Source organism: Micrococcaceae bacterium Sec5.1 (assembly GCA_039636795.1).
GTDB lineage: Bacteria > Actinomycetota > Actinomycetes > Actinomycetales > Micrococcaceae > Arthrobacter.
This window is the reverse complement of record CP143430.1, coordinates 2,560,828-2,586,874: the sequence shown is the minus strand read 5'-3', so window position 1 is coordinate 2,586,874 and position 26,047 is coordinate 2,560,828. Positions and strand designations below refer to the sequence as shown.

Here is a 26,047-nt window from a genome sequence, read left to right as displayed (position 1 = left end):
GACCGGAGATTTCCGGGGAATGATGGTTAGGTGGCTGCGGACGTATAGCTTTTGGAGATGTAGTTTCGGGCGAGTCCAAGGACCATCGGAACAATGCGTTCGACGATGAATTCTGCAGCTTCGTCACCTCTGCGCGTGGATGCCCAGCCCAAATAGGTCAACCCCCGCGAGAGCAGCATGCAGTCCCAGGATTTGAGGAATCCGTCCGGCAAGGCTCGGGCCGAGGCGTAGCCCTCAAGCAGAGCTCCGCGGTAGCTCTCGTAAAGGGGGTGCGGCTGGAAGAAGAACATGATCGTTGCCAAATCGAAGAGGTGCCAACCCTCACCGAAGTCGTCGAAATCGATCAAAACCATCTGGCCGTCTTGACCGACCAGAACGTTTTCGGGAGTCAGATCAGCGTGGATCACCCCGTAGACCTCGACAGACTTTGGAAGGGCCGCAAGGTCTTGCCGCAACTTCTCCACCCCGGATTCCAGGAGTGATTCGCCCTCGGGACCCAGGCTCTGAAGGGCCAACGGATTACCCCACTGGGCCGAGTCGCCTACCAGCCCGTCGGCATCCCAGGCCTGGCGCCGGAACGCTTCGACTCGGCCGATTGTGGAAGTGCATGTGTGCAGTTCAGCGGTCAGGACGCCCAACTGGCGGAATACTGCCGGATCAAGCGAGCTTTCCCCCGCCATCGCTTCAGTGATGTCACCCAAGGGCACCCCACCGTCCACCCAACGCAAGACGTCCAGTTGGAAAACGGTCCCATCCTCAGCTGTGACTACGCATACGAAGTCACCGCTGAGGGTGGCAACCGGCTGGGACACGCTTAGCCCGTGCTCGGCCAGCGCATGCAGATAGGCAAGCTCGGTGTTGATCTCCGCATCAGTCCTGTACCCGGCCCGATGCAGGCGGATGGCATAGCTGTCCCCGGAGTCAGATGTGAGCCGGAAAACGTAGTTCTCCCGGTACTTGACCAATTCAATAGGGGCGGTTGGATCAAAACCGTACTGCTCCAGCGCTCCCCTGACTGTTCGGATTGCCGCTTCTGTTGTCATGCTGATTTCCTGCTTCCTGAGCCCGGTTGTGAGCGGGGTCATACCTAAAGCTAAATCCTGCACACATAGTTTGGCAACAGTACAGCGTGTTCAGTTTTTGAGTGACGTGTGTCATTATTGAATAAGCAAGACAACGGATGGCCTTGGGAAGGTTGGGTAACCGCATGGACCTGAAAACGGACAAGCAACTGTCGCTGCGTGAGCGGAACCGGCTTCGGACGCGATCAGACATTCTCGACGCTGCGGCAGAGATGTTGGGCGAGAGTGGTTACTCCGGGCTCGCCCTCGAAGAAGTCAGCCAGCGGGCTGGACTCTCCCGGGGGACTGTGTACGCGCATTTTCCCGGCGGGCGCGATGATGTAGTCCGGGAAGTGTACCTGCGGGTCGCAGACGCCGTGCACGCCCGAGGCCTGGAGCTTCGCGACGAAGCAAGCGACACAGCAGGCCGCATATCAGCTTTGGCACGCGCCTACGTGGAAATGACCAGCAGTCCTTCAGGACGCTTCTACGGCCTTATGGGGCCGGACGTCACACCTGTCCTTTCCGGTGTGCGGCGGACATCCGAGTCGTTCGAGGCGCTGATCAAACTCGACCTTTCCACGGCACTCGCTGCAGGTCAATTGCGCCAAGGCTCCGACAGTGATGCCCTGGCCACGGCTCTGTCGGGAGCCATTCGAGCCTCGGGCGCCCGGGCCGCCGTGACACCCGGAACCGCCGAGCAACAGATAGCCGCCGTAAAACTGCTCGTCGAAGGCCTCCTCACAAAACCGGCTTAGAACCAGTCATCCCCACTCCACCTTCAACGCGAATAGAACGCGGCCGGCTTAGGCCGGCAAGCGCCAGAAAGACAGCCATGACTACGGAAACCAAGACTGAGTCCCAGGTGCAGCAGCCAGGCAAGGACCTGTTGGCCCGCCGATACGCCACACTTGGCCCGTACTCCCCGCTTTTTTACGAGAATCCGCTGGAACTGGTCTCCGGCTCTGGCGTTTGGCTGACCGACGCGCAAGGCAAGATCTACCTTGATGGTTACAACAACGTTCCACACGTGGGCCATGCGAACCCCGCCGTGGCTGACGCGATCTACCAACAGCTGCTCACCATCAACCTGCACACCCGCTACCTGAACAACCGTGTAGTGGAATACGCAGAAGCCCTGCTCGGCACCTTCGACGGCGCCCTGGAACGGCTGTTCCTGACCAACAGCGGTTCGGAAGCCAACGAGCTCGCCTTGCGGATCGCGCGACAACACACCGGGAACACCGGCGTGCTGGTTTCAGATTTCAGCTACCACGGAAACACCACCAGTCTGGCCGAACTGACAACGGGATTGACGGTGCGCGAACCGCTCGGTTCCCATGTCCGGCCCCTCCCGATTCCCGACACTCACGGCGTTGCAGAGGCCGACGTGCCCGCATTGCTTAAGCAGTCCTTGTCTGACGTTGACATCGCCATCGCATCACTTCAAGCCACGGGTCACGGCGTCTCTGCATTCCTTTTTGACCCCCTCTTCTCCACCGAGGGGCTTCTGCAGCCGCCCGCCGGCTACATTGAGGGCGTCGCCGCCCGCGTCCGTGCCGCAGGAGGGCTCATCATCTCCGACGAGGTGCAATCGGGCTTCGGCCGCACAGGATCCGGCATGTGGGGCTACCAAATGTTCGGCCTGGAACCCGAACTCGTAACGATGGGCAAACCCATGGGCAACGGACACCCTATCGGCGCCGTAGTCACTACGGCTGAACTGCTCGACGAATTCGGCCAGAACAACATGTTCTTCAACACCTTTGCAGGAAGCCCTGTCTCTTCCGCCGCCGGACTGGCCGTGCTGCGCTTCATGGAACAGGAAGACCTCATGGCCAAAGCCGGCCACGTGGGCGAGTACATTCGTGCCCGCCTCGAAAACATCGCTCAAGGTAGCGTCAACGTTGGCTCCGTAAGGGGGCGCGGCCTGTTCTTCGGAATAGACATCATAGAAAGTGACGGCAGCCGCACCCCAGCCCCAGGCCTGACGAAAATCCTCATCGAGGACATGCGTGAACGCGGCGTGCTCATCAGTCGTGTGGGACCCCACGACAACGTCCTGAAAATGCGTCCGCCACTTGTATTCGGTAAGGAGCACGCTGACATACTGCTCGAACAGCTCGAACTGTCACTCGGCAGCTTGTCCTAACTATCTCGCCAGCTCTCCCTTCAGCCCCGGGATGGCATCCGAGAGGACGAGGGGCATGCTCCCCCACCTAGGGTCATGCACCGGTTTCGGCGGCCAAGCTGAGCAGGTCCACACCATGGATGGCATCGGCGGCACGGACTAGCGCCAGATGCGAGAAGGCCTGGGGAAAATTGCCGGCCATATGCATTTCCTTGGCTGCGTATTCTTCACTCAGTAGACCGAGCTCGTTACTGAACCCCACGAGTTTGTCCATCAGGTTTTTCGCCTCGTACATTCGGCCTGTCCTTGCGTACTGTTCAACAAGCCAAAAGGAGCATGCGAGGAATGGGTGTTCGCCCGGGTCCAGTCCGTCTACGCCGCTTTCGGTGCGGTATCGCAACAATAGACCGTTGTCAGTGAGGAGCTCCTCCTCCAGACGCGCGACTGTCCCGGCCATGCGCTCATCGTTATAGGGAAGAAAGCCAACCTGGGGCATGACCAGTAAGGAGGCGTCGGTCTGCCCTTGGCCGTAAATTTGAGTGAAGGAATTGAGATCCGGGTCGAATCCCTTGCTCATAATTTCCGTGCGTAGACGCTGACGCAGATGCTCCCAATGGTCAGCCGGTCCTGTCAGGCCGTGGTTGCGCACTGCTCGGATGCCGCAGTCGAAAGCGGCCCACATCATGACCCGGGAGTGTGTAAAGAACTGAGGTTCTCCGCGCATCTCCCACAGGCCAAAGTCCTTATTCTCGATGTGCTTCTCCACAAAGCCCAGCAGGATCTGCTGAAGCGCCCAAGAGAAGGGGTCTTCCTTGCCTCCGGCCATGCGGAGCCTTTCAAGCGCGACCATCACTTCTCCTACAACGTCTGCCTGGAACTGGGCGACCGCAGCATTTCCAACGCGCACGGGCCGTGAGTTCTGGTAGCCCGGCAGATGATCCAGGACCCGCTCCGGCAAGTCCCGTTCGCCGCCGATGCCATACATGATCTGCAGGTCTTCGGGCTCGCCGGCCAGCGCCCGAAGCAACCAGTTGCGCCACTGGAGGGCCTCGGTTTCGTAGCCGTGGGTCAGCATGGCTTCCAGCGTCAAAGCTGCGTCCCGCAGCCAGCAGTACCGGTAGTCCCAATTCCGTGGTCCGCCGAACTCCTCCGGCAGGGAGGTCGTGGGAGCGGCAACGATGCCACCCGTCTCGTAATTCGTCAACGCCCTCAGTACCAGCAGGGAACGCTTCACTGCACTTCCGTAAGGACCATCTGAACGGCAGTGGCTGCCCCATCGCGTCCAATAACCGATGGCTTGTTCAAGGGCAGCGTCGACGTCGACCGCTGGAGGGACGGGCCGGTGTGAAGGAAACCACGTCAGCTCAAAGTCGGCAACTTCTCCACTTGCTATATGGAATTCGCCCGAGTGCCCACTGGCATGGGCCTCAGGCAGATACGGTGCCCGCAGCGCAACGGCGTCCGGGCCTGCCATGGCCAACAACACCATTCGACCAGGAACCGCGCCGTCCTGGATTCGGCTGGACCACGGCACCACGGTGCCGTAGCGCGGACGGATAATCAGTTCCTGGCGCATCTCGACCCGCCCATCCAGCCCCGTAACCCGGCGCAGAATCGACGACCCCGTATGCCCCAGCGGCATGAAGTCCGTCACCTGTGCCGAACCGGTGGGCGTTTTCCATACTGTCTCCAACACAAATGTTGAATCGACGTAGTGCCGCTTCACTACCACTGCTCCGGACTGGTGAGGAGAAAGGAGCCAGCGGCCATGACTCTCGAGGCCGAGGAGGGAACTAAACAACGACGGGGAGTCGAACCGTGGGAAGCACAGCCAGTCAACGCTCCCATTCCTGGAGATCAGGGGTCCGGTTTGGAGATCCGAGAGCAGAGCATAGTCCTCAATGGGAGCAGCCATGGCTTTACTAAAGCACAAACGGCTTGTCCACGTCAGGGCCTCGACGCGAAACGGCCGAACCTAAAAAACTCACCAATCGGGACATTTGACTTGATCGTACGATCAAGTCGCATTAGACTTGGTCATGTGATCCAGTTCATTCTCCGATTGAGAGGGAAGACATGACTCGGGAAGAAGCCTACGCGCGGTGCCCCTCCGACTCTTACGTCGAGTTCTATGGCGGCCGGTGGCTTGTTGTTCCAATCGCAGCGGTTGAGCAGCCGCAGTTCTTCGCCTGCTCGCCGGACGCCGCCCGGCACACTTCAGCCCCAGGCAGTTAAGCTGCCCCGGGCAGGGCCGGCAGCAGGTTCCCAACCATGGCAACCACACCGTCGCGAACCGCCAATCAACTGTGGACGTGTTAGATTCACGGGCATGCCGAACGTTTCCCCCACTGACCCGTCCATGGCTGTTGCCGCAGTACTTGATCTACTGATCCAGCAGGGCTATGAGGCCACCTCCGTGGAGGAACTGGCCGATGCGGCAGGCATCAGCCGTAGTACGTTCTTCCGGAAGTACGGGTCCAAGGAGGGTATGGTTTTCGCCGACCATGACCGCATTCTCCGGCAGCTCAACGATCATTTGACGTACAGCACCGGCGATCCGCTGCAGGCGGTAGCCGATGCCGCGGCCATGGTTTTCGACCATCACCTGCATCACCGGCAAACGGCGTTGGCCCGATATCAGTTGCTCCAGCAGGTGCCCGCATTGCGGGACCGCGAGCTCGTTACTTCCCACAGTTACGAGCGGGCCTTCCGCCTGCATCTCCAAGCCGCGCTTCCGGAAAATGCGCGGCGGGACTATGGTGCGATTGCCGTTGCTGCTGCGATGGTGGCGGTCCACAACGCGTTCCTGCGCCAGTGGCTACGGGCCCCGGATGCCGTACCCGCCGTCGAATTGAGAAGCAGGCTCAAGGGCGAACTTGCAGCATTGGCCGAGACGTTTCGCCGCGAGCTTTACGGATCCGGCTCAGATGGGGATCGGCCGCCTGCCGTCATGGTCACGGTCTTTGAATCGGGCGCAAACAAGCAGGACATTCTCGAAGCGATAAACCGTGCCATCCCCTAGTGTGGCACTGGGTATCTTGACATGACACTGAGTTTCAACTCATGATGGACGTGAAATAGACCCCGCACCTCTGGAGGCCCGGGGCACGCCCAAGTTGATCTGAGGATTCCCACAATGACGACGCAGTCAATACCGGCCGCAACGGATCCCCGCTTAGCGGAAAGTCTTTCGGCAGGAACCCACGAACCCGACTACGTGCTGACGGGCGAGGTTGAGACAGATCCGGCCCGGATCTTCAGTAACGTAAGCGCCGGGGACCAGGCCTTTCGGGACCGCGCCAGGACGTTCGCCAAGGAAGAGATCCTGCCGATCATCAGCGATTACTGGGACCGGGCCGACTACCCGCTGCATCTGATCAAGCGTCTTGGGGACCTGGATCTGCTGCGGGACGGCATCGACGCTGATGGCTTCGAACCCATGAGCAGGATGGCCGCAGGATTGGTAACCATGGAACTCAGCCGCGGCGACGGATCCATCGGCACCGTTGTAGGCGTGCAGGGAGGGTTGGCTCTGCGCTCGATAGCCTATTGCGGCTCCCCCGAACAGAAGCAGCGCTGGCTGCCGGCACTGGCCCGAGGCGAGGAGTACGGCGCGTTCGCGCTGACCGAACCGACGCACGGTTCAGATTCGGTGGGACTGGAAACCACCGCGACGCGTGCCCCGGGCGGCTTCGTCCTCAACGGCGAGAAGAAGTGGATCGGCAACGGCTCAATCGGCGGAGTAACCGTGGTGTGGGCGCGGGCAGACGATGGCCAGGTACACGGCTTCCTGGTCCCGCAGGACTCCCCTGGCTACACTGCCACCACCATCCAGGGCAAGCTGGCACTGCGTGCGATCTGGCAGGCTCACATCCGATTGGAGAACGTCTTCGTCCCAACCGCGAACGTTCTGCCCTTGGCACGGAGTTTCAAAGACACGGCCAAGGTACTGCTGGCAACGCGCGTCGGGGTGGGTTGGTCTGCTGTCGGACACGCGACCGCGTGTTATGAAACCGCCGTGCAATACGCGGCCCAGCGCAAACAATTCGGGCGCCCCCTTGCAGCATCCCAGATCATCCAGGAACGCCTGGCAAGAATGCAGAGCGAACTGGTCACCATCCAACTAATGGTGATGCAAATGACACGCCTGGACGAAGCCGGCCAGCTAACTCCCGCCCAGGCCTCGCTGGCCAAGTTCACCTGCACACGGACCGCCCGCACCATTGCCGCCAATGCCCGGGATCTCCTCGGCGGCAACGGCATACTGCTGGCCAACCGTATTGCCCGACACATGGCCGACATCGAGGCAATTCACACCTACGAAGGTACCGAAACAATGCAGGCCCTGATCATCGGGCGCTCCATCACCGGGATCTCAGCGTTCGCCTGAGCGACTCACGCTGCACGGCGCGCAGATTCCATTCCACCCCACTGTCAAACCCCACTCAAAGGTAACGTAATGACCACAGACGCTCATGTTCCCGTAATCCTCGGCGGCGCCCGCACCCCGTTCGGCCGTTTCCGAGGCGGCCTCGCCTCCCTCTCCGCCAGCGAGCTGGGCGCGCACGCCATCCGCGCCGCGCTGGAACGCTCCGGCGTCGCCGCCCAGCATATCGAAGCAGTCATCGTAGGGCAGGTCATCCAGGCCGGCGCAGGTCAAGGCCCGGCAAGGCAGGCGAGCCTGGCCGCTGGTATCGGTTGGGATGTGCCCACCGTGACGGTCAACAAGCTCTGCCTCTCCGGTCTGACCGCCGTGATCGACGCGGCCCGGATGATTCGGGCCGGTGAAGCCGATTTTGTCGTGGCGGCGGGTCAGGAATCCATGACCAACGCCCCACACCTGGTTAAGGGCCTCCGGGCGGGCGTCACCATCGGAGACACGCCTATGGTGGACTCCCTGAACCATGACGGCCTGCAGGATCCTTTCAGCCGAGAACTGATGGGCACTGCCACGGACAGCGGAAACACCACCCGCGGCATCAGCCGTCAGGAACAGGACGAGGTCGCCGCACGCTCTCACCAGCGTGCCGAAGCAGCCCGCCAGGCCGGCATTCTTTCTGAGGAAATCGCCCCACTTGAGATCCCGCAACGGAAAGGCCCAGCTCTGGTACTGGATTCCGATGAGAGCGTCCGGCCAGGAACGACGGCGGAACTACTGTCCCAGCTCAAACCGGCCTTCTCGACACGCGAGGAAGCAACCATTACGGCCGGTTCCTCGTCTCCTCTCTCCGATGGGGCCGCAGCGGTGATCATTGCCAGCAAGGCCGCCGCCCAAGCTGCCGGCCTGGAGTGGATAGCGGAGATCGGAGCCCACGGACAGACGGCCGGCCCCGATGCCTCCCTGCACTCCCAGCCCTCGCGGGCCATCGAACACGCCCTCAAGCGTGAAGGACTTGCCGCAGAGGACCTGGACCTTATTGAAATCAATGAAGCCTTCGCGGCCGTGATCATCCAATCCGCCAGGGACCTGGGGATCAGCACAGACCGCATCAACACCGAGGGCGGGGCCATCGCGCTCGGACATCCGGTCGGCGCCTCCGGTGCCCGGCTGGTCCTCCACCAGGCGCTGGCGCTGAAGCGTCTCGGCGGCGGCACAGGCGTCGTCGGCCTGTGCGGCGGCGGCGGACAAGGCGACGCCCTGATTCTCAAGGCATAACCAACGGCGCTCCCCCTCATCAACCAAGGACAAGCAATATGACAAACACGCCAGCCAATGACGGCTTCGGCACGATCTCCGTCGCGGCCATACTGGCCGAGTCCGCCGCCCGCCGCCCTGAGGCGATCGCCCTCATCGTCGGGGACGAAGAAACCAGCTACGGGCAGCTCTGGGAACAAACCCGGTCCTACGCGGGGGCCCTGCGCGCCCGCGGCGTAGGACCTGGAGACCCCGTTGCACTGCTCATCCCCAACGTGGCCGACTTCGCCCGCGCCTACTACGCGGTCCTGGCCCTCGGAGGAGTCGTGGTCCCTGTCCATGCACTGCTGAAGGCCCGCGAAATTGAGTACGCACTGCGAGACAGCGGGGCCAGACTGCTGATTTGTGCTGCGCCGCTGATGGGAGAGGGCGCCCTGGGCGCCGCAGCGGCAGAGGTCGACGTGCTGACCGTGATGGCCCCTGAAACTACTGATGGTCCGGCCCGGCTGGAATCCGAAGCCGCGGCCGCCTCCCCGATTCATGGCTATGTCCCGCGCAAGCCACAAGACACCGCGACCATCCTCTATACGTCCGGGACCACAGGGAAACCCAAAGGTGCCCTCGGCACGCATTTCTCCCTGATGGAACAGGTAAATGTACTGCTGACCGATACCTTCGATCTCAGACCCGGCGATAGGGTGTTCGGCGGCCTGCCGCTGTTCCACACCTTCGGCCAGACCTGCGTGCTCAACGCCGGCCTGCGCGCCGGCGCCACCATCGTCATGTGTCCCAGATTCACCGGGGCCGCTGCCTTGGAACTGGTGCACAAACACAAGATCACGGTCTTCTTCGGCGTACCGACCATGTATGTTGCTCTGCTGGAGGCCGCCAAGGCTAATCCAGCCCGCCCTGACGGGCTGCGCTACGGGATCTCCGGCGGCTCCTCCCTCCCGGTCGCGGTACTCGAAAGATTCCGTGAATCCTTCGGTGCTGACATTTACGAAGGCTACGGCCTGACCGAAACGTCCCCTGTGGCCAGCTTCAACCACGTCGGCGTCAGTCCGAGACCAGGAACCATCGGCACCCCCATCTGGGGTGTGGAAATTGAGATCGCCCGTCCAGAGATCACCGAGCGCATCGAGATCTTGCCCCGGGGCGAGCTCGGGGAACTCGTAGTCCGGGGGCACAATCTTTTCAAGGGTTACCTGAACCGACCCGACGCTACCGCAGAAGCGGTGGTGGAAGGCTGGTTCCGGACCGGAGACCTCGGCATCAAGGACGACGACGGCTACCTGCGGATCATGGATCGCACGAAGGACATGATCATCCGCAACGGCTACAACGTGTACCCACGCGAAGTTGAAGAGATCCTTAGCCAACACCCAAACGTCATCAGTGCTGCCGTCTTCGGTGTTCCCCATGAGATCCAAGGCCAGGAAATAGCCGCCGCAATCGTTCCAACGCCTGACAGCACCATCACGGCCGAAGAATTGATCACCTTTGCCAAGGCGCGGCTGGCCGCCTACAAGTACCCCCGCGTCATCGAACTCATGACCGAACTGCCTCTTGGCCCCAGCGGCAAGATCCTCAAACGGGAACTAGCCGCCCAGTATGCAGAAAACTCCCCCGTCGCTGGTGTGATTCCGGAAAGGGCAACAACAACATGAGCTACACCGAATACCAGGAACTGGTCGAAGCCATCCCTTACGAGACGACCACCCACCCCCACCTGAGCGAGATCCCGCTACCTGAAGCAGGAACCTTCGCCCTGATCACCCTAGACAACGGGATCGACCGCAAACCAACAACGCTGGGGCCAAAATCCTTGGTCGCGCTGGGGACCCTGCTTGAGAAGCTCCGGGAACGGGCCGATTCCGGCGAGATTACAGCCATCGGTATTACCGGCAAGCCCGGCTGCTTCGCGGCAGGGGCTGACCTTTCGGTGTTGAGAAACCTGAAGGACCCAGCCATGGGACACAAGATGGCGGAACTTGGCCACGAAGTCTACGCGGCGTTGGCATCCTTCCCCCTGCCTACCTTCGCCTTCATCAATGGAACCGCCATGGGCGGCGGGCTCGAACTCGCCCTCGCGACGGATTACCGCACCGTCTCCGAAGCAGCGTCGGGCATCTCCCTGCCGGAAGCATTCATCGGCCTGGTGCCCGGCTGGGGCGGGGTCTATCGACTGCCACGCCTCATAGGGCCTACAAACGCAGTAAAGATCATGATCGAAAACCCGCTGAACAACAACAAGGCACTCGAGGGCCGCGAAGCCTTCAACCTTGGCATCGCCGACACCCTTTTCAGCCAAGCAGCCTTCCTCGAGGATTCCCTGGTCTGGGCGGCCAAGATCATCACCAATCATCCCGACGCAATCAACACAGTAAAGAGCCGACGCGCCGGTAACGCCGCCTTCACCAACACCGACTGGGACGCCGCTGTTGCCCGCGGGCGAAGCTTCGTGGATGTCAAGACGGCCAATGCCGCTCCGGCTCCAGGCAAGGTGCTGGACCTGATGGAGAGAGGACGGCATCTCACCCAGCACGAATCCGCGAAGATTGAGGCAGCAACCTTGGCGGAGCTCATGCAGACCCCGGAGTTCAAGGACTCCGTCTACGCCTTCCTCGATCTGGTCCAGCGGCGTTCCAAACATCCCGCAGGCGCGCCGGATGGTTCATCCCCCCGTTCGGTGACGAAAGTCGGCATTGTGGGGGCCGGTCTGATGGCGAGCCAGCTCGCCCTGCTCTTCGCCCACCGGCTGCAGGTACCAGTCGTCATGAAGGACGTCGACCAGGTTCGGGCTGACAAGGGCATGGCACACGTACACGCAGCAGTGGATACACAACTGGCCAAGCGGCGCATCACCGAAGAAGCGGCCAGCCGCACAAAAGCCTTGGTGTCCGGCACAGCATCAACGGCGGCTTTCGCAGACGCAGACTTCGTTATCGAGGCGGTCTTCGAGCAACTGTCCGTCAAGAAAGAAGTCCTCGCCGAGGTGGAAGCCGTTGTATCGCCCGCATGCATCCTGGCCACCAACACCTCCTCGCTGTCCGTGGCCGACATGGCGGCTGAACTGCGCCACCCTGAACGGGTTATAGGCTTCCACTTCTTCAATCCTGTCGCCGCCATGCCGCTGCTCGAGATCGTAAGAACTCCCAAGACAGACGACGAGGTTCTGGCCACAGCGTTTGATCTGGCCCAACGGCTGAGAAAGACCCCGGTTCTGGTACAGGACTCGACCGCCTTCGTGGTCAACCGCATCCTCTTGCGCCTGATGGGTGAGGTCATCACCGCGTTCGACGACGGCACGCCCGCCGAGGTGGCTGACGACGCACTGCGGCCCATGGGGTTGCCCATGACCCCCTTTGACCTGCTGGCTCTGGTCGGGATTCCCGTGGCGCAACACGTCACAGAGTCCTTGCACGCCACCTTCGGAACGCGCTTCCGCATCTCGGCCAACCTGCAGCACCTGATCCGAAACGACGTCCCTACCATCTGGACCTACACCGCGGATGGAACAAGAACCATGTCCTCCTCCACCCTCGAACTGCTTCGTTTCGGAAGCTCGTCCAGCACGTCCAACGAACTGCTGGTGCGCGTGCAGGACGCCCTTGCCCAGGAGATCCGCCTGATGCTGGAAGAAGGCGTTGTGGCCGGTCCGGAGGACATTGACCTCTGCATGATTCTGGGCGCTGGCTGGCCCTTGCACCTAGGCGGCATCACCCCTTACCTCGATAGGACAGGCGCCTCAACAAGGGTCAATGGCAGAAACTTCCACGGTTAGGTCGACGGAAGCCGAAAGGCCACGGACCTACGTCCTTCCCAAGCGCAAAGAGAAAGCGGTCCCGGGCTAGTAGTAGCCCGGGACCGCTTTCCCATGCTGTTGGCAACAGAACTTGGGTGCCGGATCCTTTACTTCGGTGATACGACCGGCTGGACCGGTTTGGATTTCCGGTTTCGGCGGGACGTACGAGCTCGGGAGACCAAAACGGTGGGCAGCACCATCGCAGCGAGGACGCCGGCGATCCAATAACCAGTGCCGTACAAGTCCTCCGTTGCAACCACAATCTCCGTCCCTGGAACCTGAACGACCGTGGCGCTGAGGACACCCGAGACCAACGCAGTACCAATGGCGAATCCCACAGCCATCGCTGTCCCCGCCACCCCTGCTGCCATCCCGGCCTTCTCTTCCGGCGCTGCGAGCTGGACCATGGTGAAGCCGGCGGCATAGCCGATACTGCAGCCAAGTCCCATCAAGGCAGCGCCCACGAGGTAGTGCCACTGCTGATCATGGGCCACAGCCATCCAAGCGAGCCCCGCTGCACAGATCGCCGCACCCACCATCAGAGCGGTCCCGCCCTTGCCCCGGGAGACCGGACGGTCAGCAACGACACTGCCCACCAAAAACATCCCTGCGAAGGGCAGCATGAGCAGGCCCGTCTGCAGGGCATTGAGACCCAGTCCGTAGGCATCCGCTGGGGCGAGAGCCTCCGGGAGGACCTGGCTGTAGGTGCTTAGCAGCAACAGAAACGCTGCGTTGACAGATGCGAACAGGGCGATGCAAACGCACGCGGCGGTGACGAACGGAGACTTCAGCAGGGCGACGTCGAAGACGGCTGATTTCGACCGTCGTTCCACGCGCACCCATGCGACGCCACCAACGAGACCGGCGACCAGTGGGATAAGCGCTGCGTTGCCCCACACCAGACCTTGGGTCAGTGCCAACAGGATCGCTGCGACCCAGGCCACCATCCAGATCGTCCCGAGTGCACCGATACGGCCTGAAGGCTCGGCTGGCGGCGTCCGCGGGATGACGACGTATGAGACCAGCGTGGACGCGGCGAATGCAGCCGAAAGGATCCAGAAGAGGCTGCGCAACGACAGAAACTCAACGACCAAGCCGCCACCGATCATGCCGACGACGATGCCGATTCCGGTAGCGATGACCAGAACGGCGACACCCACGGTGATGCCGTTCTCGGCCAGGTTGCGGCGAAGGAACCCAAGGGGCAGAAGTTGGGCTGCTCCTCCGAATCCCATGAGGGCGCAGCCGATCAGCAGTGCCCCGTATGAGTCACCCAGGGCAGAGACCAGAGCGCCGAGCATGAGGACAGCCGATGCAATCACGGACGCTTTGCGGTCGCCGTACACGTCAGCGACGCGTGGCAGCAGAATGAAGCCCGCTCCCCCGGCCAGTGTGAGGGCGGTGTACAGCCAGGTCGTCTCCGAAACTGTGGCGAGGCCGTACTGCGCTTGGATGATTGGCAGTAGCGGCGGCAGGACGAAGATGACCGCGTTGGTCAGCGTGACCAGCAAAGCCCCAACTCCGATGAGCGGTGCCTTGCGTGGGCCGGGACGAGCATTTAGCTCCCGACCGAGTCGGGTCATGTCATTTATTTCTGTCATGCCTGATTCCTTGCTGTCAGACCAGCGCCAGGAAAACCGGGCGCGGGGTTTAGTCATTTTTTGGGGGGAATCATCGGGGGGCGCAGGTACACGATCCTGCTCAGTTCACCGACTGGTTGTGATTCACCTCATAGACTAAGTGATCTTGGTCATATGATCAAGACCTTTGACTTGGTTATGTGACCAAATCCGGGTTATGCCTGGGTTGATGAGTCCTTAAATGCCGGCAGGCCCGGGATCCGCATTGAATCCCGGGCCTGAGTAGTAGCAAGAGCAGGGTGGGCCTCCTCTAGCGCTGACCGTTCAGGCTCGCCAACACCGCCCTTGCCGCTCGCTCGCCCGACGTGGCAGCGTCAGCAAGGGACGGCAGGTCGAGCTGATAGTCGCCTGCGAAATGGATGGTTCCGAGCGGATCACGCAATGTGGCAAGAGAGTTTCTCCGCCCGGGAGCCCAGAAGGGCACCACCCGGCGGTGCCGCCGCACGATCCCCTCGCCCAGTTTTCCCTCCAGCTCGGGGAAGATGGCTAACAGGTCCTTCGTAAATAGCGACACGATCTCTTCGTCGGGCAGATCGAACAGCGCGTCGGCCTTGGCGCCTCCGGCGAAGCAGGCCAGTGCTCCTCCCGACTTTCGGGTGCCATCGCTCCGCATCGCCGCTGCGTGGTTGAACATCGCTTGGAATGCAAGCTGCGGCGTCGAAACCGCGAAGTAGTCGTCCCAGCGTTGGGGTCCGACTTCGTCGGTGAAGAATCCGACCACCACATACCGGCCGTACGTGATGTCGTTGAAGGCAATCCGGTGCTGCTGAGGGAGGTTCGGGATGATCTGGGCGGCGATATCGCCGGGCGCCGTCAGGATCGCTCGCTTCGCGCGCAGTCGTGCCGGGCGGCCATCGTCCTGGTAGTCAACCACCACGCCGTCTCCGTCCTGCCTCACCGATTGCACTGCCGAGTTCAGCCGGATACGGTCACCGAGATCCTCGACCAGAACATCCGTTAACGTCTGGTTGCCACCTACCGGTAGCGAGAAGTTTGGGATCTTCTCCGGGTCCGCCAAGGTGAGCCCCACCGACGTGACAAACTGGGTGGCTGCCGTCTCCTCAACCTCGCATCCCATCCACTGCGCAGACCAGGACCGAACGAGGGCGTGTACCAGTTCCGACCGGACTCCTTTAAGCAGATAAGACCCGAGCCTGGTGTCGAGTTTCGCACGCACGCGTTGTGCAATACGGCTCTTCGACTCGAGGAACGGCATGACGGAGAGGATACGTGCACCCACGATGGCCATGCCGAGACGGTCCACCATTGTCATCCGTGTACCGAACATGAGTGCGACGGGATTCGACGTGTCGACCAGCGTGCCGTTGAGGTACAGCGCTATGCTCTTGCCTGCGAGTGAGCCCATCTTGATGCCATGCCTGTGGAGTGCGTCGATGAGCGTACCCGTGCCCTCAGTGAACTGGGTGCCGACATTGATCCAGTAGTCACCTTGCCTGACTGTCTCGACTCGTCCGCCCGCGCGATCACTGGACTCGAGCACTACGACGTTGGTTTCCGGCGATAACGTGGTCGCGGCAATCAGCCCTGCCATCCCGGCTCCGATGACGACCACCTCAGTGGTCGTTTCCTGCAATTCCAGCGATGTCATCACAACTCCTGACTAAGTTTGCTTAAGAGGATGCGCGTATCAAGCCGTAACAGCAGCACTGCCGCTGATCGCCGGGTCCTCAGTGCGCTTGTTGTACGCGTCGTAGGCCCGGTAGGCGCGGTAGTACGCGAACATCTGCAAGCCCCATGAGGAAAGCGCGAAAATGTAGAAGATCGTATGCTCCGCGTCGTCACCCGGAATGGGAACGAAGTCGTAAATCGAGGCAATTGCGAATCCGCACGCGGTGGCAACGGCGGCCAACACGGCATGCCCGCGCTCATTGATATCCCATAGGCGTTTGACGAAGAAAATCAGGAAGATGGTAGTGAGCACGTTGACGACGATGTAGAAGATCTTGCCCGGAGTGCCGATCTCCTCGGCGAACTGGCTGAGGAGGAAACCCGCCACCGCGGCGAGGGCAAAGGCACCGACGTCCACCACCACTGACGGCTTGTACCGGTGGGTGACCTTCAGCAGTCCGAGGACCAGGATAAGAGTGATGCCGGTGGACCGGGAGAAGGCGTCGAGGAAGTACGCGAAGGCGTACATCGGGCTGTCATGGCCAGCTTTGATGAGGCCATAGATCAGGAAGTTTGTGCCTGATGTGGCGACAACGATCCACTCGATGCCCAGCAGATAATTCTTATAGTTCCGGATGAACTTGATCCCGTAGGTGAATCCCACGGCGACCATCCAGATGTCCGCGACCGCGAAAAATAGTTCTGTGATAGACATGATTTCTCCTTGAAAGGTGACTTCAGCCGGTCGGCTGGCCGGCAAAGAAGCCGAGCAGTCGGTCGGAGATGAATGGTCATTTTGTGAGGGTAGCCAGGCGGTCGGAGGCGCGGTCCGCAAGCCAAGCCGCGTGCAGCATAGCGCCGCCAACCAAGCTGGGCGAGAAGCCTTTTCGTCCGTGCCAGATGGCGGCCAGGTCCTCATGCAGTGGCGCACTGCTGATCCGGTCCGCCAGCAGATGGCCGACGTATTGTGCCTGGGCGAACCCGTGGCCGTTGCAGGCGAGCGAGTACAGGACGTTGTCGGACGCTTCGCCAACAACGGGGAGCCACGTCGAGCTCATCCCGATCCAGCCACCCCAGGCTTTCTGCGGTTTGATGTCTCGTAGGCTTGGAAACCGCTCGCGGAATCCGCGGACGAGGTCGTCGGCCACGTTTGGTGCGGGAGTGCGGTGAGGCAACGGGTTCCGTCCCGTTTGTAAACGACGGGTACCGAACACGATGGTGCCCCGTGGAGTGACGCGGTAGCTCTCCAGGATCATGTGCAGAGTGACCATCGGGGCCCGGCTGGTCCAGCCGATGTCATCGAGGCGCTCGGGGGCGACAGGTTCAGTCTCGACCAGTGAGGTCCACACGGGGGTCGCGAGGTTCCTCGGCGCGCTGGAGAGGTCAGCGCTATAGGCATTGGTGGTCAACAGCGCTTTGCGGGCCCGAACCCTTCCGCTCGCTGTTTTTACCCTGACCTCGCCGCAAGTGTCGGTGAGATCGAGGGCGGGGGTGTGCTCGTAGACGCGCACACCGGACGCGATCGTCGCGGCCCGCAGGCCCAGGGTGAACTCGCCAGGGTTGAGTGTGCCGCCAACGCCTTCGCGCACTCCGCCCAAGAAGCCTTCCGGAAGGCCCGCCTCGCGACCCTCGACAAATTTGGCAGACGAGCCGGCGTCGGCCATCACCTTCGCGTTACGGCGCGCGTGCCGCAGCTGCCCCTTGGTCACTGCGGCCATCACGATGCCTTCCTGCTGGTAGCCGCAGTCGATCCCGTGATGGCTGATGGCGTCCGTGGCGAAGTGCACCGCGTTCTCGGCGAACTGGTACAGATTGCGCAGCCGCTCAGGCTTGAGCATGAGGCCCAGCATCTCGGGATCGGCGGCGATCGAGTTCGTAATGTAGCCAGCGTTGCGGGAACTGGCACCCCAGCCCAGGGTCTGTCCCTCGAGGAGCACGACGTCGACGCCCTTCTCGGCCAGGCGGAGTGCGGCTGACATGCCGCCCCCGCCGCCGCCGATCACAACGATGTCGCAATCGATGTCACCGCTCAGGTGCTGCTCGGCAGTGCTGGGCGGATCCGCCCAGCCGGTTTCGTGAATTAGTTTCATTTTTTCTACTTTCGGGCTGAAGGGATTACGGCAGTGCCACGTGCCCGCACGGCTATCAAGGGCGGTGTCAGGACTTGGGATCGGCCGGTGTCGTCGGACGCGCGGCAGATCACGCGCAGTTCGAAGTCAACCGTCCGGCTGCGGTTGCCCTTCTTCACCAACTTCGCCTCCGCCTCTACAACGTCGCCACCGCGGACGGCGGCGAGGAACTCGACGGACGAGTAGCCAGCGAACAGGCCCTCGTGGCCGTCCTGCTCGATGGAGAGATTCGTGCCGACGTCACCGAAGAGCTTCAGTGCGAACGCGCCGTCGACCAAATTGCCCGCATAGTGCGCGTCGGAGAAAGCAACGTAGCGCCGGTGGACTGCCTTGCTCATGAGATCTCCTGGTGAATGCGGCCGAGGTGACGCACCCTTGCCTCGCCGTCAATCTCGACGCCGGGGTAGCCGCGCCTGGCGATCTCGGCGCACATCCGCCGGTACTTGCCAACCCCACCCAAGTAGCCCAAGAAGGTGTTGGGTTTGCCCGCGATGTTGGAGCCGCGGTACCAGGAATCGGTAGTGGCGTAGAGAGTTCCGGCGACGGTCTCCTCCGAAATGTCCACCCAGTCGTTCTGCCCCTCAACAGTGGCTTGTATGACCGAAGCGCCGGAATCACGGGCGTATTCCATGAGATCCGCGATCCAGTCCACCGCCTGCTCGATGGTCATGACCACGTTGCTCGCGAGCGCCGGGCTCTGTGGGCCCGCCACCATGAAGAAGTTGGGAAGGTCCGCAGCCATGATTCCCAGGTAGGTACGGACGCCATCGCGCCAGGCGTCCTGCAGCTTCCGGCCGGACGCACCGGTGAGGTTGAGCCCGTACAGTGGGCCGGTGAATGCGTCGAATCCGATGGCGAGCACCACGATATCCACCTCATACGTCCCCTTCGAGGTGACGATCGCGTTGGCGGTCATCGTCTCGATCGGTTCGTCGCGCAGCGACACCAAAGAGACGTTGGGACGGTTGAAGGTCTCGTAGTAGTCAGTTCCGAAGCAGCTTCGTTTGGCGCCCAGAGGGTGGTACTTGGGCACCAGCAGTTCGGCGGTTGCCGGGTCTTTGACGATCTCCCGGATTTTGTTGTGGATAAATTCCGACGCGGTCTTGTTCGCTTCGACGTCGGTGAGCAAGTCGGCGAACTCCGCCCCCACCCCGTTGAAACCACTGCGCTCGTAGGCCAGCTCGTAGCGACGCTGGCGCTCTTCAGCCGATACGTCGAATGCTTTGTCGGGCGTGGGACGATCGGGGATGCCACCGAGGGAGTGCCTGCACTCCTCTCGAATCGCATGGTAGTCACCCTTGATGGAGTCCACCTGCTCTGGAGTGAGCTCAGTGTTGCGTGCTGGCATCACGTAGTTGGGGGTTCGCTGGAACACTGTCACATGCTCTGCAACCTCGGCGATCAGTGGGATGGCTTGCACCCCCGAAGATCCGGTTCCGATCACGGCGACGCGTTTGCCGGCGAGCTCGTCCAGTTCGATGTTCCACCGGCTGGTGGATACATGTAACCCCTCAAAATTTTGGAGGCCTGGCACATCGAAGTCTTTGGGAGTAGAAAGCCCCCCGGCGCCCGAGACCAGGTAGCGGCTGCAGCGGGTCTCGCCGTTGTCCAGCTGCACCTTCCATAGCCGGTCAGCGGCGATCCACGTCGCGCCAACCACGCGGGTGTTGAACGTAAAGTGCTTGCGCAGGTCGAACCGGTCGGCGACGTGATTGATGTAACTGAGGATCTCGGCCTGGGGCGCGAATCGCTGGCTCCAGGTCCATTCCTGCTGGAGCGCCTTATCGAACGAGTACGAGTAGTAAATGCTCTCGACGTCGCATCGGGCACCTGGATAGGTGTTCCAGAACCAGGTACCGCCGACGCTGGGTCCGGCCTCGAAACCTGCAAAGGTCCATCCGCCCGTGGTAAGTCGGTGGGCCAGATAGAGGCCGGAGAAGCCGGCCCCGACGCCGATGACATCGAAAATCTCGGTGTCGGAAGTGGAGGGGATATTCATTGGCATTGCCGCTTTCATCTCTTGATCATTTGACTGAATCAAATGATCTAGTACAAGTAGACCAGTGGCCTGTATCACAGTCAAGGGGTGTTGGGCGGGTAGTTTTAGCCGCTAGATAGGGAGGTCCGGCGAATCAACGCCGACCACGCGGTCCCCGCAGAACACTCGGATGGACTCGCCGGGGGCGTGGCCGCCGATTCCGGAAGCGCCCCAAAAGCTCTGGGCCGAATCTTCCCCCAGGTCGGCGATCTTGGCACCGTTCACGCGCACCTCGCCCGACAGCACGCGGGATCCGATGTCGATGGCGCGCTCCAGATCACTACCGAATACATAGGCGTCGAGGCCCGACGGATTGGCGTTGGCTGCGCGCAGTGCTTCCTCATTGGACTCAACGGAGTGGACGCTGACGAGCGGCCCGAACAGCTCCGCTGTGGCCAGAGATGCGTCTGCTCCCGAAGCGACTGTGGGCGAAAGGAAGAACCCTTCCAGGGCTGGGAGTCGTGCTGGCTGATGGATGGTCGCGCCGTGGGCGCGCAGGTCTTCGATCCGGCTCCGCAGCGTGGCGAAATGCGGAGCGTTCGAGATGGGTCCCAGTTGCGTATTTTCGTCGAGCGAGTGTCCGATCTTGATGCGGGAGATGCGATCGATCAAGGCGTCCACGAGCGGTTCTACCAGCTTCTTGTGGGCCAACACCTTTCCGGGACCCTCGCACCACTGACCGTTAAGCTTGGTCATCCCTTCCAGGATCCCGTCGGCTGCCACGTCGATGTCGGCGTCGTCCAGCACCAGTGCAGGGTTGTTGCCGCCGAGCTCCAGCTGAAGCACCTTGAAGTCCTCCGCGGCCGCACGGGCAATGGCGCGACCAGCGTTCGTGCCGCCGGTAAACGCGACGATCTTCACGCGGTGATCACCGGTGATAACCGCGCCCACGTCCCCGGCGCCGTGGACGAGCTGCAGCGCTCCGTTGGGCAACCCGGCCTGGATGAAGCACTCGACGATAATTTGAGCGCTGCTTGGTGCATGTTCCGATGGTTTGAGAATGACTGGGCAACCGGCAGCCAAGGCGCTCACCGTCTTCGCCGCGGGGATGAAGCTAGGGCCGTTCCATGGAGTGAGGATCGCCGCCGGGCCCCACGGGACTTTGTACAGCCGCACGTCGCGGCCGCCTGCCGACAGGGCCTTACGGCGCGGGAGGACCCGAAGTTCTGCGGCAGCCGAGCGCATCCTGTATGGGAGGAACTCCGCAATCCTCCGCGTCATGGCGATCGGGACCCCGCTGGTGAGGGCATCGGTTCGCGCGATGTCTTCAATTCGGGTTTGGATTATGGCGGCAGCACGCTCGATGACAGCCGCGCGTTCCTCTTTCGCTGCGTCATCCCAGTGGTCGACACTGTACGACCGCTCGGCATGCCGCAGGGCGCGCTCCACGTCGTCCGGGCCGGTGGTTACGGCGCGGTGGATGGGTTGCCCTGTGTTGGGGTCGAGATTCCAGGCGTCCGGGACAAGCAGGCACTCAGACCATTCGTCCGCGATGTAATTGATTGGCAACGGCAGTTGCGTGTTCGTCATCTGCGGCCTCCCTCGATGCGTAGGTGTGTAGATGGATTGGTGTGATCAGACGGTGAGGTCGGCGACGATGCGGGTGACCTCGCCCGATTTCATTGCCTCGAAGCCCTCATTGATCTCGCGGAACGGGATGATGTCGGTGACCATCTCGTCCAGCAGCAGGCGCCCCTGAAGGTACAGACGGGCGAATTGGGCAATGTCCTCGTGCGATTGGCCCGAGCCCATGTAGGAGCCGATGAGGCGCTTCTCGCCGAAGAAGAAATCCGACGCCGGGAGGGTGAGCTCGGTGCCATCCGGTGCGATGCCCACCAGGCATGCGGTGCCCCTCCCCCGGAGCACGGACAGCGCGGTACCCGCCGTACGCGCGGATCCGACGGCCTCGAAGGAGTAGTCCACCCCATCGCCGAGTACCTTGCGAATCTCGGCGGCGACATCGGTCGAGCCGTTCACAACATGTGTGGCACCGTATTTGCGCGCCGCGGCGAGCCGAGCGTCGTCGAGATCCACTGCGACAATCGCCGAGGCGCCGGCGAGCCGTGCCCCCTGGATGATAGCTGACCCGACGCCGCCGCACCCGATGACGGCCACGGTGGAGCCAGGGCGCACCTCGGCACCGCGGAATACGGCCCCGACGCCGGTGATGATGCAGCACGAGAGCAGGCACCCGACGTGCAGACCCACCTCGTCCGGCATCTTCACCAGCGAGTTCTCCCGCATCAGGATGTGGCGCGAGAAAGCGCCGATATCACCCAGCCGCTCGACGGTTTGGCCTCCCGGCAGCTGGAAAGCCGGGCGGGGCCGCCTTCTGACATGTGCTGCGCGTTGGCATTGTGTTGGATGGCCTGCCTCGCAATTGCGGCACAGTCCGCAGGAGGGTGTGAGGGCGCCGACGACCCGATCGCCCGGTCGTATGGAGGTTACAGCCGAGCCAACTGACTCGACGATGCCCGCTACCTCGTGCCCAACCACCACAGGAAGGCCTGTATGCACAGTACCGGTCATATAGTGCAGGTCACTGTGGCACAGGCCCACGTGCGAGACGGCGACGCGGACCTCATTGGGCTCCGGGGCGTCGACGCGGATCCTGGTAAGTGCCAGCGGCTCGTTCACCGCTGTGAGAAGTGCTGCTTCGGTGGTGATCACCATGGTCTCCGATCTCAATTGCTCGTCGTGGGCGAAGTCGCCGCGTTTTTTGATATCCAAAAGCTCTCGATGCCCTCGGTGAACGCGCCGGAAGCCCACGCCTCGTGGGCAGCTTTGTCCTCGCGGGCGAATGCGTCCTCGATGTCTTCGATCCGTGGCCGCAGCAGATCCAGATGCAACGTGGTGATGCGGGGGTCCGAAGTCCACTGCCCGATCACCTCAGCCGCACGCCCCAACAGTCTTTCCGCGGGCACGATCTCATCGACAAGCCCGATCTTCAGGGCCTCATCGGCGTCGATCCGTTCAGAACCCAAAATGATTCGCATGGCGTTGTTGCGTACCAGGCGGCCCAGGAGGAAGCTCGAGGCGTTTGAGATGATGATTCCCCGGTGATTTTCCGGCTGGTAATACTCAGCTGCGGGGGTGGCGATCCGCAAGTCGCAGCACAGCGTGATCTCTGAGGCTCCGCCGACGGCGATTCCGTTCACCGCCGCGATGACGGGAACCCTGGTCTCGAGAATGGCGCGGGTGATGTCGTGGAAGGTTGCGAAGGCGTCGCGGATCTCCGGATAGGTGGTAGGTACCGTCTGCAGGTCTTCGCCGGCGGAGAATGCCCGGCCCGTGCCCGTAAGTACGATCCCGCGGACGACGTCACCCGTTCCGAACCGGCGGATCGTCTGTGCGAGCCGCACGCGCGTTGACGCGTCCATCGCATTCAATTTGTCTGGCCGGTTCAAGGTGAGTACCGCGACGTCCCCCTCGATATGCACGTTCAGATAGTTGTCGGTCATGTCTGGCTCCTCAGTGACCGCTGCCCGCAGCACGCGGTCGTTGCAGGTCGTAGGTGATGCCCGGATATTCGTCGGAGCGTGCTTTGAGGGCCGGCTTCGCCACGCGCTCGGACGGGGTGCGCGGGAAGTCGCGGACGAACTCGACGTAGCGCGGAACTTTGAAGCGTGCCAGCTCGGTTCGCGCGCCCTCCATGATTCGTTCTGCGGTCGCGCGGCTTTCCTCAACGCCGGGTGCCAGCTGCACGAAGGCCTTGACCTCCTCGCCAAACAGCTCGTCTGGGACGCCCACTACGGCTGCGGTCACGACGTTGGCATCGCGCTCCAGGACGCGTTCGACCTCAGCGCTTGCGACGTTCTCCCCGCCACGACGGACCATGTCCTTAATCCGGCCTACCAAGCGGTAGCCGTCCTCCTCACGGACCGCGACATCGCCTGTGTGCAGCCAACCATCGCGAAGGACCTTCGCAGTGTCTTCGTGGCGGTTCCAATAGCCGAGCATCATCGGCTTACCCGACGTGATCAGCTCGCCGGGCTCTCCCGCCGCAACTTCCCGGCCGGTTGGATCGACCACCCTGACCTGCTTCGTGGGTACAGGCTGTCCCAGCCGCCCACTGCCAACGTCGCCCGTGCTTTCGGGGAGGCTGATCAGGTCAGTCCCGCTTTCGGTCATCCCGAAGATCTCCCGCCAAGGCGCTCCCCAGCGCTCTTCGAGTTGCTCGTGCAGCGCAGCGGGGATCGACGAGCACAGCACGAGGCGGAGGTCGTTGTCCAGGTCCTGCGGGCTCGGCATCTGCTTGAACAGAAGGGTGGGCATCGAGCCGAGCACGTAGCAGAATGTGGCCCTGTGTCGGCGGACATCGGCCATGAAACCAGAGGCAGAGAATCGGGGCAGCACCACCAGCGGCGCGCCGATCGTGAGGCACAAGGAGGTGTTCCACTGCGGGTCCATGTACGAAAACGGCTGCGAGGTAAGGACCACGTCATCCCTTCCGAGATCCGCCGCACCCGCGCATATCCACCCCAGCCGAACCCAATAGTCGTGGGTGAGCATGCACGCCTTCGGGAATCCGGTGGTTCCCGAGGTGTACTGGAGGTTGGCGAGTGTCTCCGCCGAGATGGCGGTCCCCGGACTGTCCGCCGGATACTTCGCGAGCTCGCTGCGCGACGCGGCTTCAACCATCCGGACCTCACACAGATCGCCATTGGCATCGAGAACCTCCTTAACAAGAGGGGCGTGACCGGGATCGGTGACGATCACCCGAGCGCCGGAGTCACGAAGCACGAATTCCAGGTCTGCCCGGCGATATGAAGAGTTCACCGGGACGGCGACACCTCCAGCTTTGAGTATCGCCAGCCAAGCGATCGGCCACTGCACAACATTGGGCAGCATGATCGCTACCCGGTCGCCGGGGCGGATCCCGTCCTCTGAGGCAAGGCGCTGGGCCAGGCGCGAGGTCCAGTCGTCCACTTCCGAGAAGGTCCACGATCCTTCCGGGAAGCGGAGAAACTCGCGGTTGGGGGAACCGGCGGCCTGGTATTCCAGCAGGCCGGGGATCGTGTCGATGGGTGGGTTCCTCTCCATGCGATCGAGGGTGACTCCGCGTTCCCGGTTAACTGATTCAACTTCGGTCATCTCGTCCTCTTCAAGGTCTCTTAGGCGGTGGTGGGGCGGCTTTCGTCAATAGACGTGCAAGCGGCGCAGACCCGTCTCGCAGCAGGAGCATGGTCCCCTGAAACGCCATGTGAAATGTGATGCCAGTCATGACGATATCGCTAGTTGCTCATTTGATCAAGACGTATGATCAAGAAGCATCACTACCCCTCAGAGTCTGATCTGATAGCGTGGAACACACTTGATCAGTCGTCCGTCTAGAATTCGACAGGAAGAATAAATGGCCCACATGCCTGCCGCTGAACGTCGCGCCGAACTTGTAGCTGCGGCCGTTCGAATGATCGCCGCCCACGGGGTTGAGGGCGCCACGACGCGCCGCATCGCGCAGGAGGCGAATGCTCCGCTAGCCACACTGCATTACTGCTTCGCAGGCAAGGAAGTTCTGTTTGCGGCGGTTTTCGAGTACGTCTCAGGGCAGTACCGGGACGTGCTGACGAGCAACGAGGTCGACGGCGACGTGGAGAGCACCGCGCGAACTCTTTTGCGCGCCCTGTTGGAGTGGTACCTGGCGAATCCCGACTTCGGTCCGGCAATCGTTGAGTTGATCAGCTGGGCTCAGCGTCAGGAGGGCAAGCAAGCTGAAATGGTGTACAACGACGCGTTCGGCACCATGCGGTCCATCCTCGAGGCTGCCGCGGAAACTTCAGGACAGTCGATCAACGAAACGATCATTGACGAACTGACATACATCGTGTCCACGTTGTCCGACGGATTCGCGCTCAACTGGCTGGTGTTTGCTGACAGAGCGGCAGCTGAGCGGCAAATCGAGCTCGCGCTCGGCGTACTGGACGCGTGGATGGCCACCAGTCTTGGCGCTTCCAGGCCTTCGAAAGTCTAGGCAAAAGG

The 26,047-nt window shown here is 62.0% G+C and carries 21 protein-coding genes; 9 read left to right on the top strand and 12 right to left on the bottom strand.

Annotated features, from left to right (window positions below; all coding sequences use genetic code 11):
- Window positions 1-26 precede the first annotated feature (26 nt).
- Complete coding sequence (locus VUN82_11815; protein XAS74462.1) at window positions 27-1,043, bottom strand: phosphotransferase; 1,017 nt, start codon at window positions 1,041-1,043, stop codon at window positions 27-29.
- 164 nt (window positions 1,044-1,207) lie between these two features.
- Here VUN82_11815 and VUN82_11810 point away from each other — a divergent pair, with 164 nt between their 5' ends.
- Window positions 1,208-1,819: a TetR/AcrR family transcriptional regulator gene (locus tag VUN82_11810; GenBank protein ID XAS74461.1), complete on the top strand. Its 612-nt coding sequence runs from the start codon at window positions 1,208-1,210 to the stop codon at window positions 1,817-1,819.
- Window positions 1,820-1,896: 77 nt separating this feature from the next.
- Window positions 1,897-3,213 carry an aminotransferase class III-fold pyridoxal phosphate-dependent enzyme gene (locus tag VUN82_11805; protein XAS74460.1) on the top strand — a complete coding sequence of 439 codons (1,317 nt, stop codon included), beginning with the start codon at window positions 1,897-1,899 and terminating at the stop codon, window positions 3,211-3,213.
- A gap of 73 nt (window positions 3,214-3,286) precedes the next feature.
- Here the strand turns inward: VUN82_11805 and VUN82_11800 are convergent, their stop codons facing one another.
- Window positions 3,287-5,107, bottom strand: a complete 1,821-nt coding sequence (locus tag VUN82_11800; protein ID XAS74459.1) for a glycoside hydrolase family 15 protein — start codon at window positions 5,105-5,107, stop codon at window positions 3,287-3,289.
- Between the two features lie 161 nt (window positions 5,108-5,268).
- Between VUN82_11800 and VUN82_11795 the strand changes: the two genes are divergently transcribed.
- The 6 genes from VUN82_11795 (at window position 5,269) to VUN82_11770 (ending at window position 12,611) form a co-directional block, all read left to right on the top strand.
- Window positions 5,269-5,427, top strand: coding sequence for a hypothetical protein (locus VUN82_11795; protein XAS74458.1), 159 nt, complete (start codon window positions 5,269-5,271; stop codon window positions 5,425-5,427).
- Between the two features lie 94 nt (window positions 5,428-5,521).
- Window positions 5,522-6,214, top strand: coding sequence for a helix-turn-helix domain-containing protein (locus tag VUN82_11790; protein XAS74457.1), 693 nt, complete (start codon window positions 5,522-5,524; stop codon window positions 6,212-6,214).
- A gap of 114 nt (window positions 6,215-6,328) precedes the next feature.
- Complete coding sequence (locus tag VUN82_11785; GenBank protein ID XAS74456.1) at window positions 6,329-7,582, top strand: acyl-CoA dehydrogenase family protein; 1,254 nt, start codon at window positions 6,329-6,331, stop codon at window positions 7,580-7,582.
- A gap of 69 nt (window positions 7,583-7,651) precedes the next feature.
- Window positions 7,652-8,848: an acetyl-CoA C-acyltransferase gene (locus VUN82_11780; GenBank protein ID XAS74455.1), complete on the top strand. Its 1,197-nt coding sequence runs from the start codon at window positions 7,652-7,654 to the stop codon at window positions 8,846-8,848.
- Between the two features lie 38 nt (window positions 8,849-8,886).
- Entirely contained in the window at window positions 8,887-10,494 is a 1,608-nt protein-coding gene (locus VUN82_11775; protein XAS74454.1) for a long-chain fatty acid--CoA ligase, read from the top strand.
- Entirely contained in the window at window positions 10,491-12,611 is a 2,121-nt protein-coding gene (locus tag VUN82_11770) for a 3-hydroxyacyl-CoA dehydrogenase NAD-binding domain-containing protein (protein XAS74453.1), read from the top strand. Before VUN82_11775 ends, VUN82_11770 begins: the two co-directional genes overlap by 4 nt.
- A 128-nt stretch (window positions 12,612-12,739) precedes the next feature.
- On the opposite strand, the gene VUN82_11765 is transcribed toward VUN82_11770, so the two are convergent.
- The 10 genes from VUN82_11765 to VUN82_11720 form a co-directional block, all read right to left on the bottom strand.
- A complete protein-coding gene (locus VUN82_11765; protein XAS74452.1) occupies window positions 12,740-14,233 on the bottom strand; it encodes an MFS transporter in 1,494 nt (497 codons plus the stop codon).
- A gap of 289 nt (window positions 14,234-14,522) precedes the next feature.
- Window positions 14,523-15,881 (bottom strand): NAD(P)/FAD-dependent oxidoreductase, encoded by a 1,359-nt coding sequence (locus VUN82_11760; protein ID XAS74451.1) that lies wholly within the window; start codon window positions 15,879-15,881, stop codon window positions 14,523-14,525.
- A 39-nt stretch (window positions 15,882-15,920) separates the two neighbouring features.
- Entirely contained in the window at window positions 15,921-16,616 is a 696-nt protein-coding gene (locus VUN82_11755) for a hypothetical protein (protein ID XAS74450.1), read from the bottom strand.
- Window positions 16,617-16,692: 76 nt separating this feature from the next.
- Entirely contained in the window at window positions 16,693-17,991 is a 1,299-nt protein-coding gene (locus tag VUN82_11750) for an FAD-binding oxidoreductase (GenBank protein XAS74449.1), read from the bottom strand.
- A gap of 5 nt (window positions 17,992-17,996) precedes the next feature.
- On the bottom strand, window positions 17,997-18,368 hold the full coding sequence (locus tag VUN82_11745; GenBank protein XAS74448.1) for a hotdog domain-containing protein: 372 nt from the start codon (window positions 18,366-18,368) through the stop codon (window positions 17,997-17,999).
- Window positions 18,365-20,047 (bottom strand): NAD(P)/FAD-dependent oxidoreductase, encoded by a 1,683-nt coding sequence (locus tag VUN82_11740; protein XAS74447.1) that lies wholly within the window; start codon window positions 20,045-20,047, stop codon window positions 18,365-18,367. Before VUN82_11740 ends, VUN82_11745 begins: the two co-directional genes overlap by 4 nt.
- Window positions 20,048-20,140: 93 nt before the next feature.
- A complete protein-coding gene (locus VUN82_11735; GenBank protein XAS74446.1) occupies window positions 20,141-21,598 on the bottom strand; it encodes an aldehyde dehydrogenase family protein in 1,458 nt (485 codons plus the stop codon).
- 45 nt (window positions 21,599-21,643) lie between these two features.
- Complete coding sequence (locus VUN82_11730; GenBank protein ID XAS74445.1) at window positions 21,644-22,798, bottom strand: Zn-dependent alcohol dehydrogenase; 1,155 nt, start codon at window positions 22,796-22,798, stop codon at window positions 21,644-21,646.
- Window positions 22,753-23,529 carry an enoyl-CoA hydratase/isomerase family protein gene (locus VUN82_11725; protein ID XAS74444.1) on the bottom strand — a complete coding sequence of 259 codons (777 nt, stop codon included), beginning with the start codon at window positions 23,527-23,529 and terminating at the stop codon, window positions 22,753-22,755. Before VUN82_11725 ends, VUN82_11730 begins: the two co-directional genes overlap by 46 nt.
- A gap of 10 nt (window positions 23,530-23,539) precedes the next feature.
- Window positions 23,540-25,162 (bottom strand): AMP-binding protein, encoded by a 1,623-nt coding sequence (locus VUN82_11720; GenBank protein ID XAS74443.1) that lies wholly within the window; start codon window positions 25,160-25,162, stop codon window positions 23,540-23,542.
- A gap of 259 nt (window positions 25,163-25,421) precedes the next feature.
- Here VUN82_11720 and VUN82_11715 point away from each other — a divergent pair, with 259 nt between their 5' ends.
- Window positions 25,422-26,039 (top strand): TetR family transcriptional regulator, encoded by a 618-nt coding sequence (locus VUN82_11715; GenBank protein XAS74442.1) that lies wholly within the window; start codon window positions 25,422-25,424, stop codon window positions 26,037-26,039.
- Window positions 26,040-26,047 lie beyond the last annotated feature (8 nt).

Coding starts and splice junctions, on each gene's coding strand:
- VUN82_11780 (XAS74455.1), top strand. CDS start 7,652: ATGACCACAGACGCTCATGTTCCCGTAATCCTCGGCGGCGCCCGCACC.
- VUN82_11805 (XAS74460.1), top strand. CDS start 1,897: ATGACTACGGAAACCAAGACTGAGTCCCAGGTGCAGCAGCCAGGCAAG.
- VUN82_11795 (XAS74458.1), top strand. CDS start 5,269: ATGACTCGGGAAGAAGCCTACGCGCGGTGCCCCTCCGACTCTTACGTC.
- VUN82_11745 (XAS74448.1), bottom strand. CDS start 18,368: ATGAGCAAGGCAGTCCACCGGCGCTACGTTGCTTTCTCCGACGCGCAC.
- VUN82_11765 (XAS74452.1), bottom strand. CDS start 14,233: ATGACAGAAATAAATGACATGACCCGACTCGGTCGGGAGCTAAATGCT.
- VUN82_11775 (XAS74454.1), top strand. CDS start 8,887: ATGACAAACACGCCAGCCAATGACGGCTTCGGCACGATCTCCGTCGCG.
- VUN82_11790 (XAS74457.1), top strand. CDS start 5,522: ATGCCGAACGTTTCCCCCACTGACCCGTCCATGGCTGTTGCCGCAGTA.
- VUN82_11720 (XAS74443.1), bottom strand. CDS start 25,162: ATGACCGAAGTTGAATCAGTTAACCGGGAACGCGGAGTCACCCTCGAT.
- VUN82_11770 (XAS74453.1), top strand. CDS start 10,491: ATGAGCTACACCGAATACCAGGAACTGGTCGAAGCCATCCCTTACGAG.
- VUN82_11810 (XAS74461.1), top strand. CDS start 1,208: ATGGACCTGAAAACGGACAAGCAACTGTCGCTGCGTGAGCGGAACCGG.
- VUN82_11755 (XAS74450.1), bottom strand. CDS start 16,616: ATGTCTATCACAGAACTATTTTTCGCGGTCGCGGACATCTGGATGGTC.
- VUN82_11800 (XAS74459.1), bottom strand. CDS start 5,107: ATGGCTGCTCCCATTGAGGACTATGCTCTGCTCTCGGATCTCCAAACC.
- VUN82_11760 (XAS74451.1), bottom strand. CDS start 15,881: ATGACATCGCTGGAATTGCAGGAAACGACCACTGAGGTGGTCGTCATC.
- VUN82_11785 (XAS74456.1), top strand. CDS start 6,329: ATGACGACGCAGTCAATACCGGCCGCAACGGATCCCCGCTTAGCGGAA.
- VUN82_11725 (XAS74444.1), bottom strand. CDS start 23,529: ATGACCGACAACTATCTGAACGTGCATATCGAGGGGGACGTCGCGGTA.
- VUN82_11740 (XAS74447.1), bottom strand. CDS start 20,047: ATGAAAGCGGCAATGCCAATGAATATCCCCTCCACTTCCGACACCGAG.
- VUN82_11735 (XAS74446.1), bottom strand. CDS start 21,598: ATGACGAACACGCAACTGCCGTTGCCAATCAATTACATCGCGGACGAA.
- VUN82_11715 (XAS74442.1), top strand. CDS start 25,422: ATGGCCCACATGCCTGCCGCTGAACGTCGCGCCGAACTTGTAGCTGCG.
- VUN82_11815 (XAS74462.1), bottom strand. CDS start 1,043: ATGACAACAGAAGCGGCAATCCGAACAGTCAGGGGAGCGCTGGAGCAG.
- VUN82_11750 (XAS74449.1), bottom strand. CDS start 17,991: ATGAAACTAATTCACGAAACCGGCTGGGCGGATCCGCCCAGCACTGCC.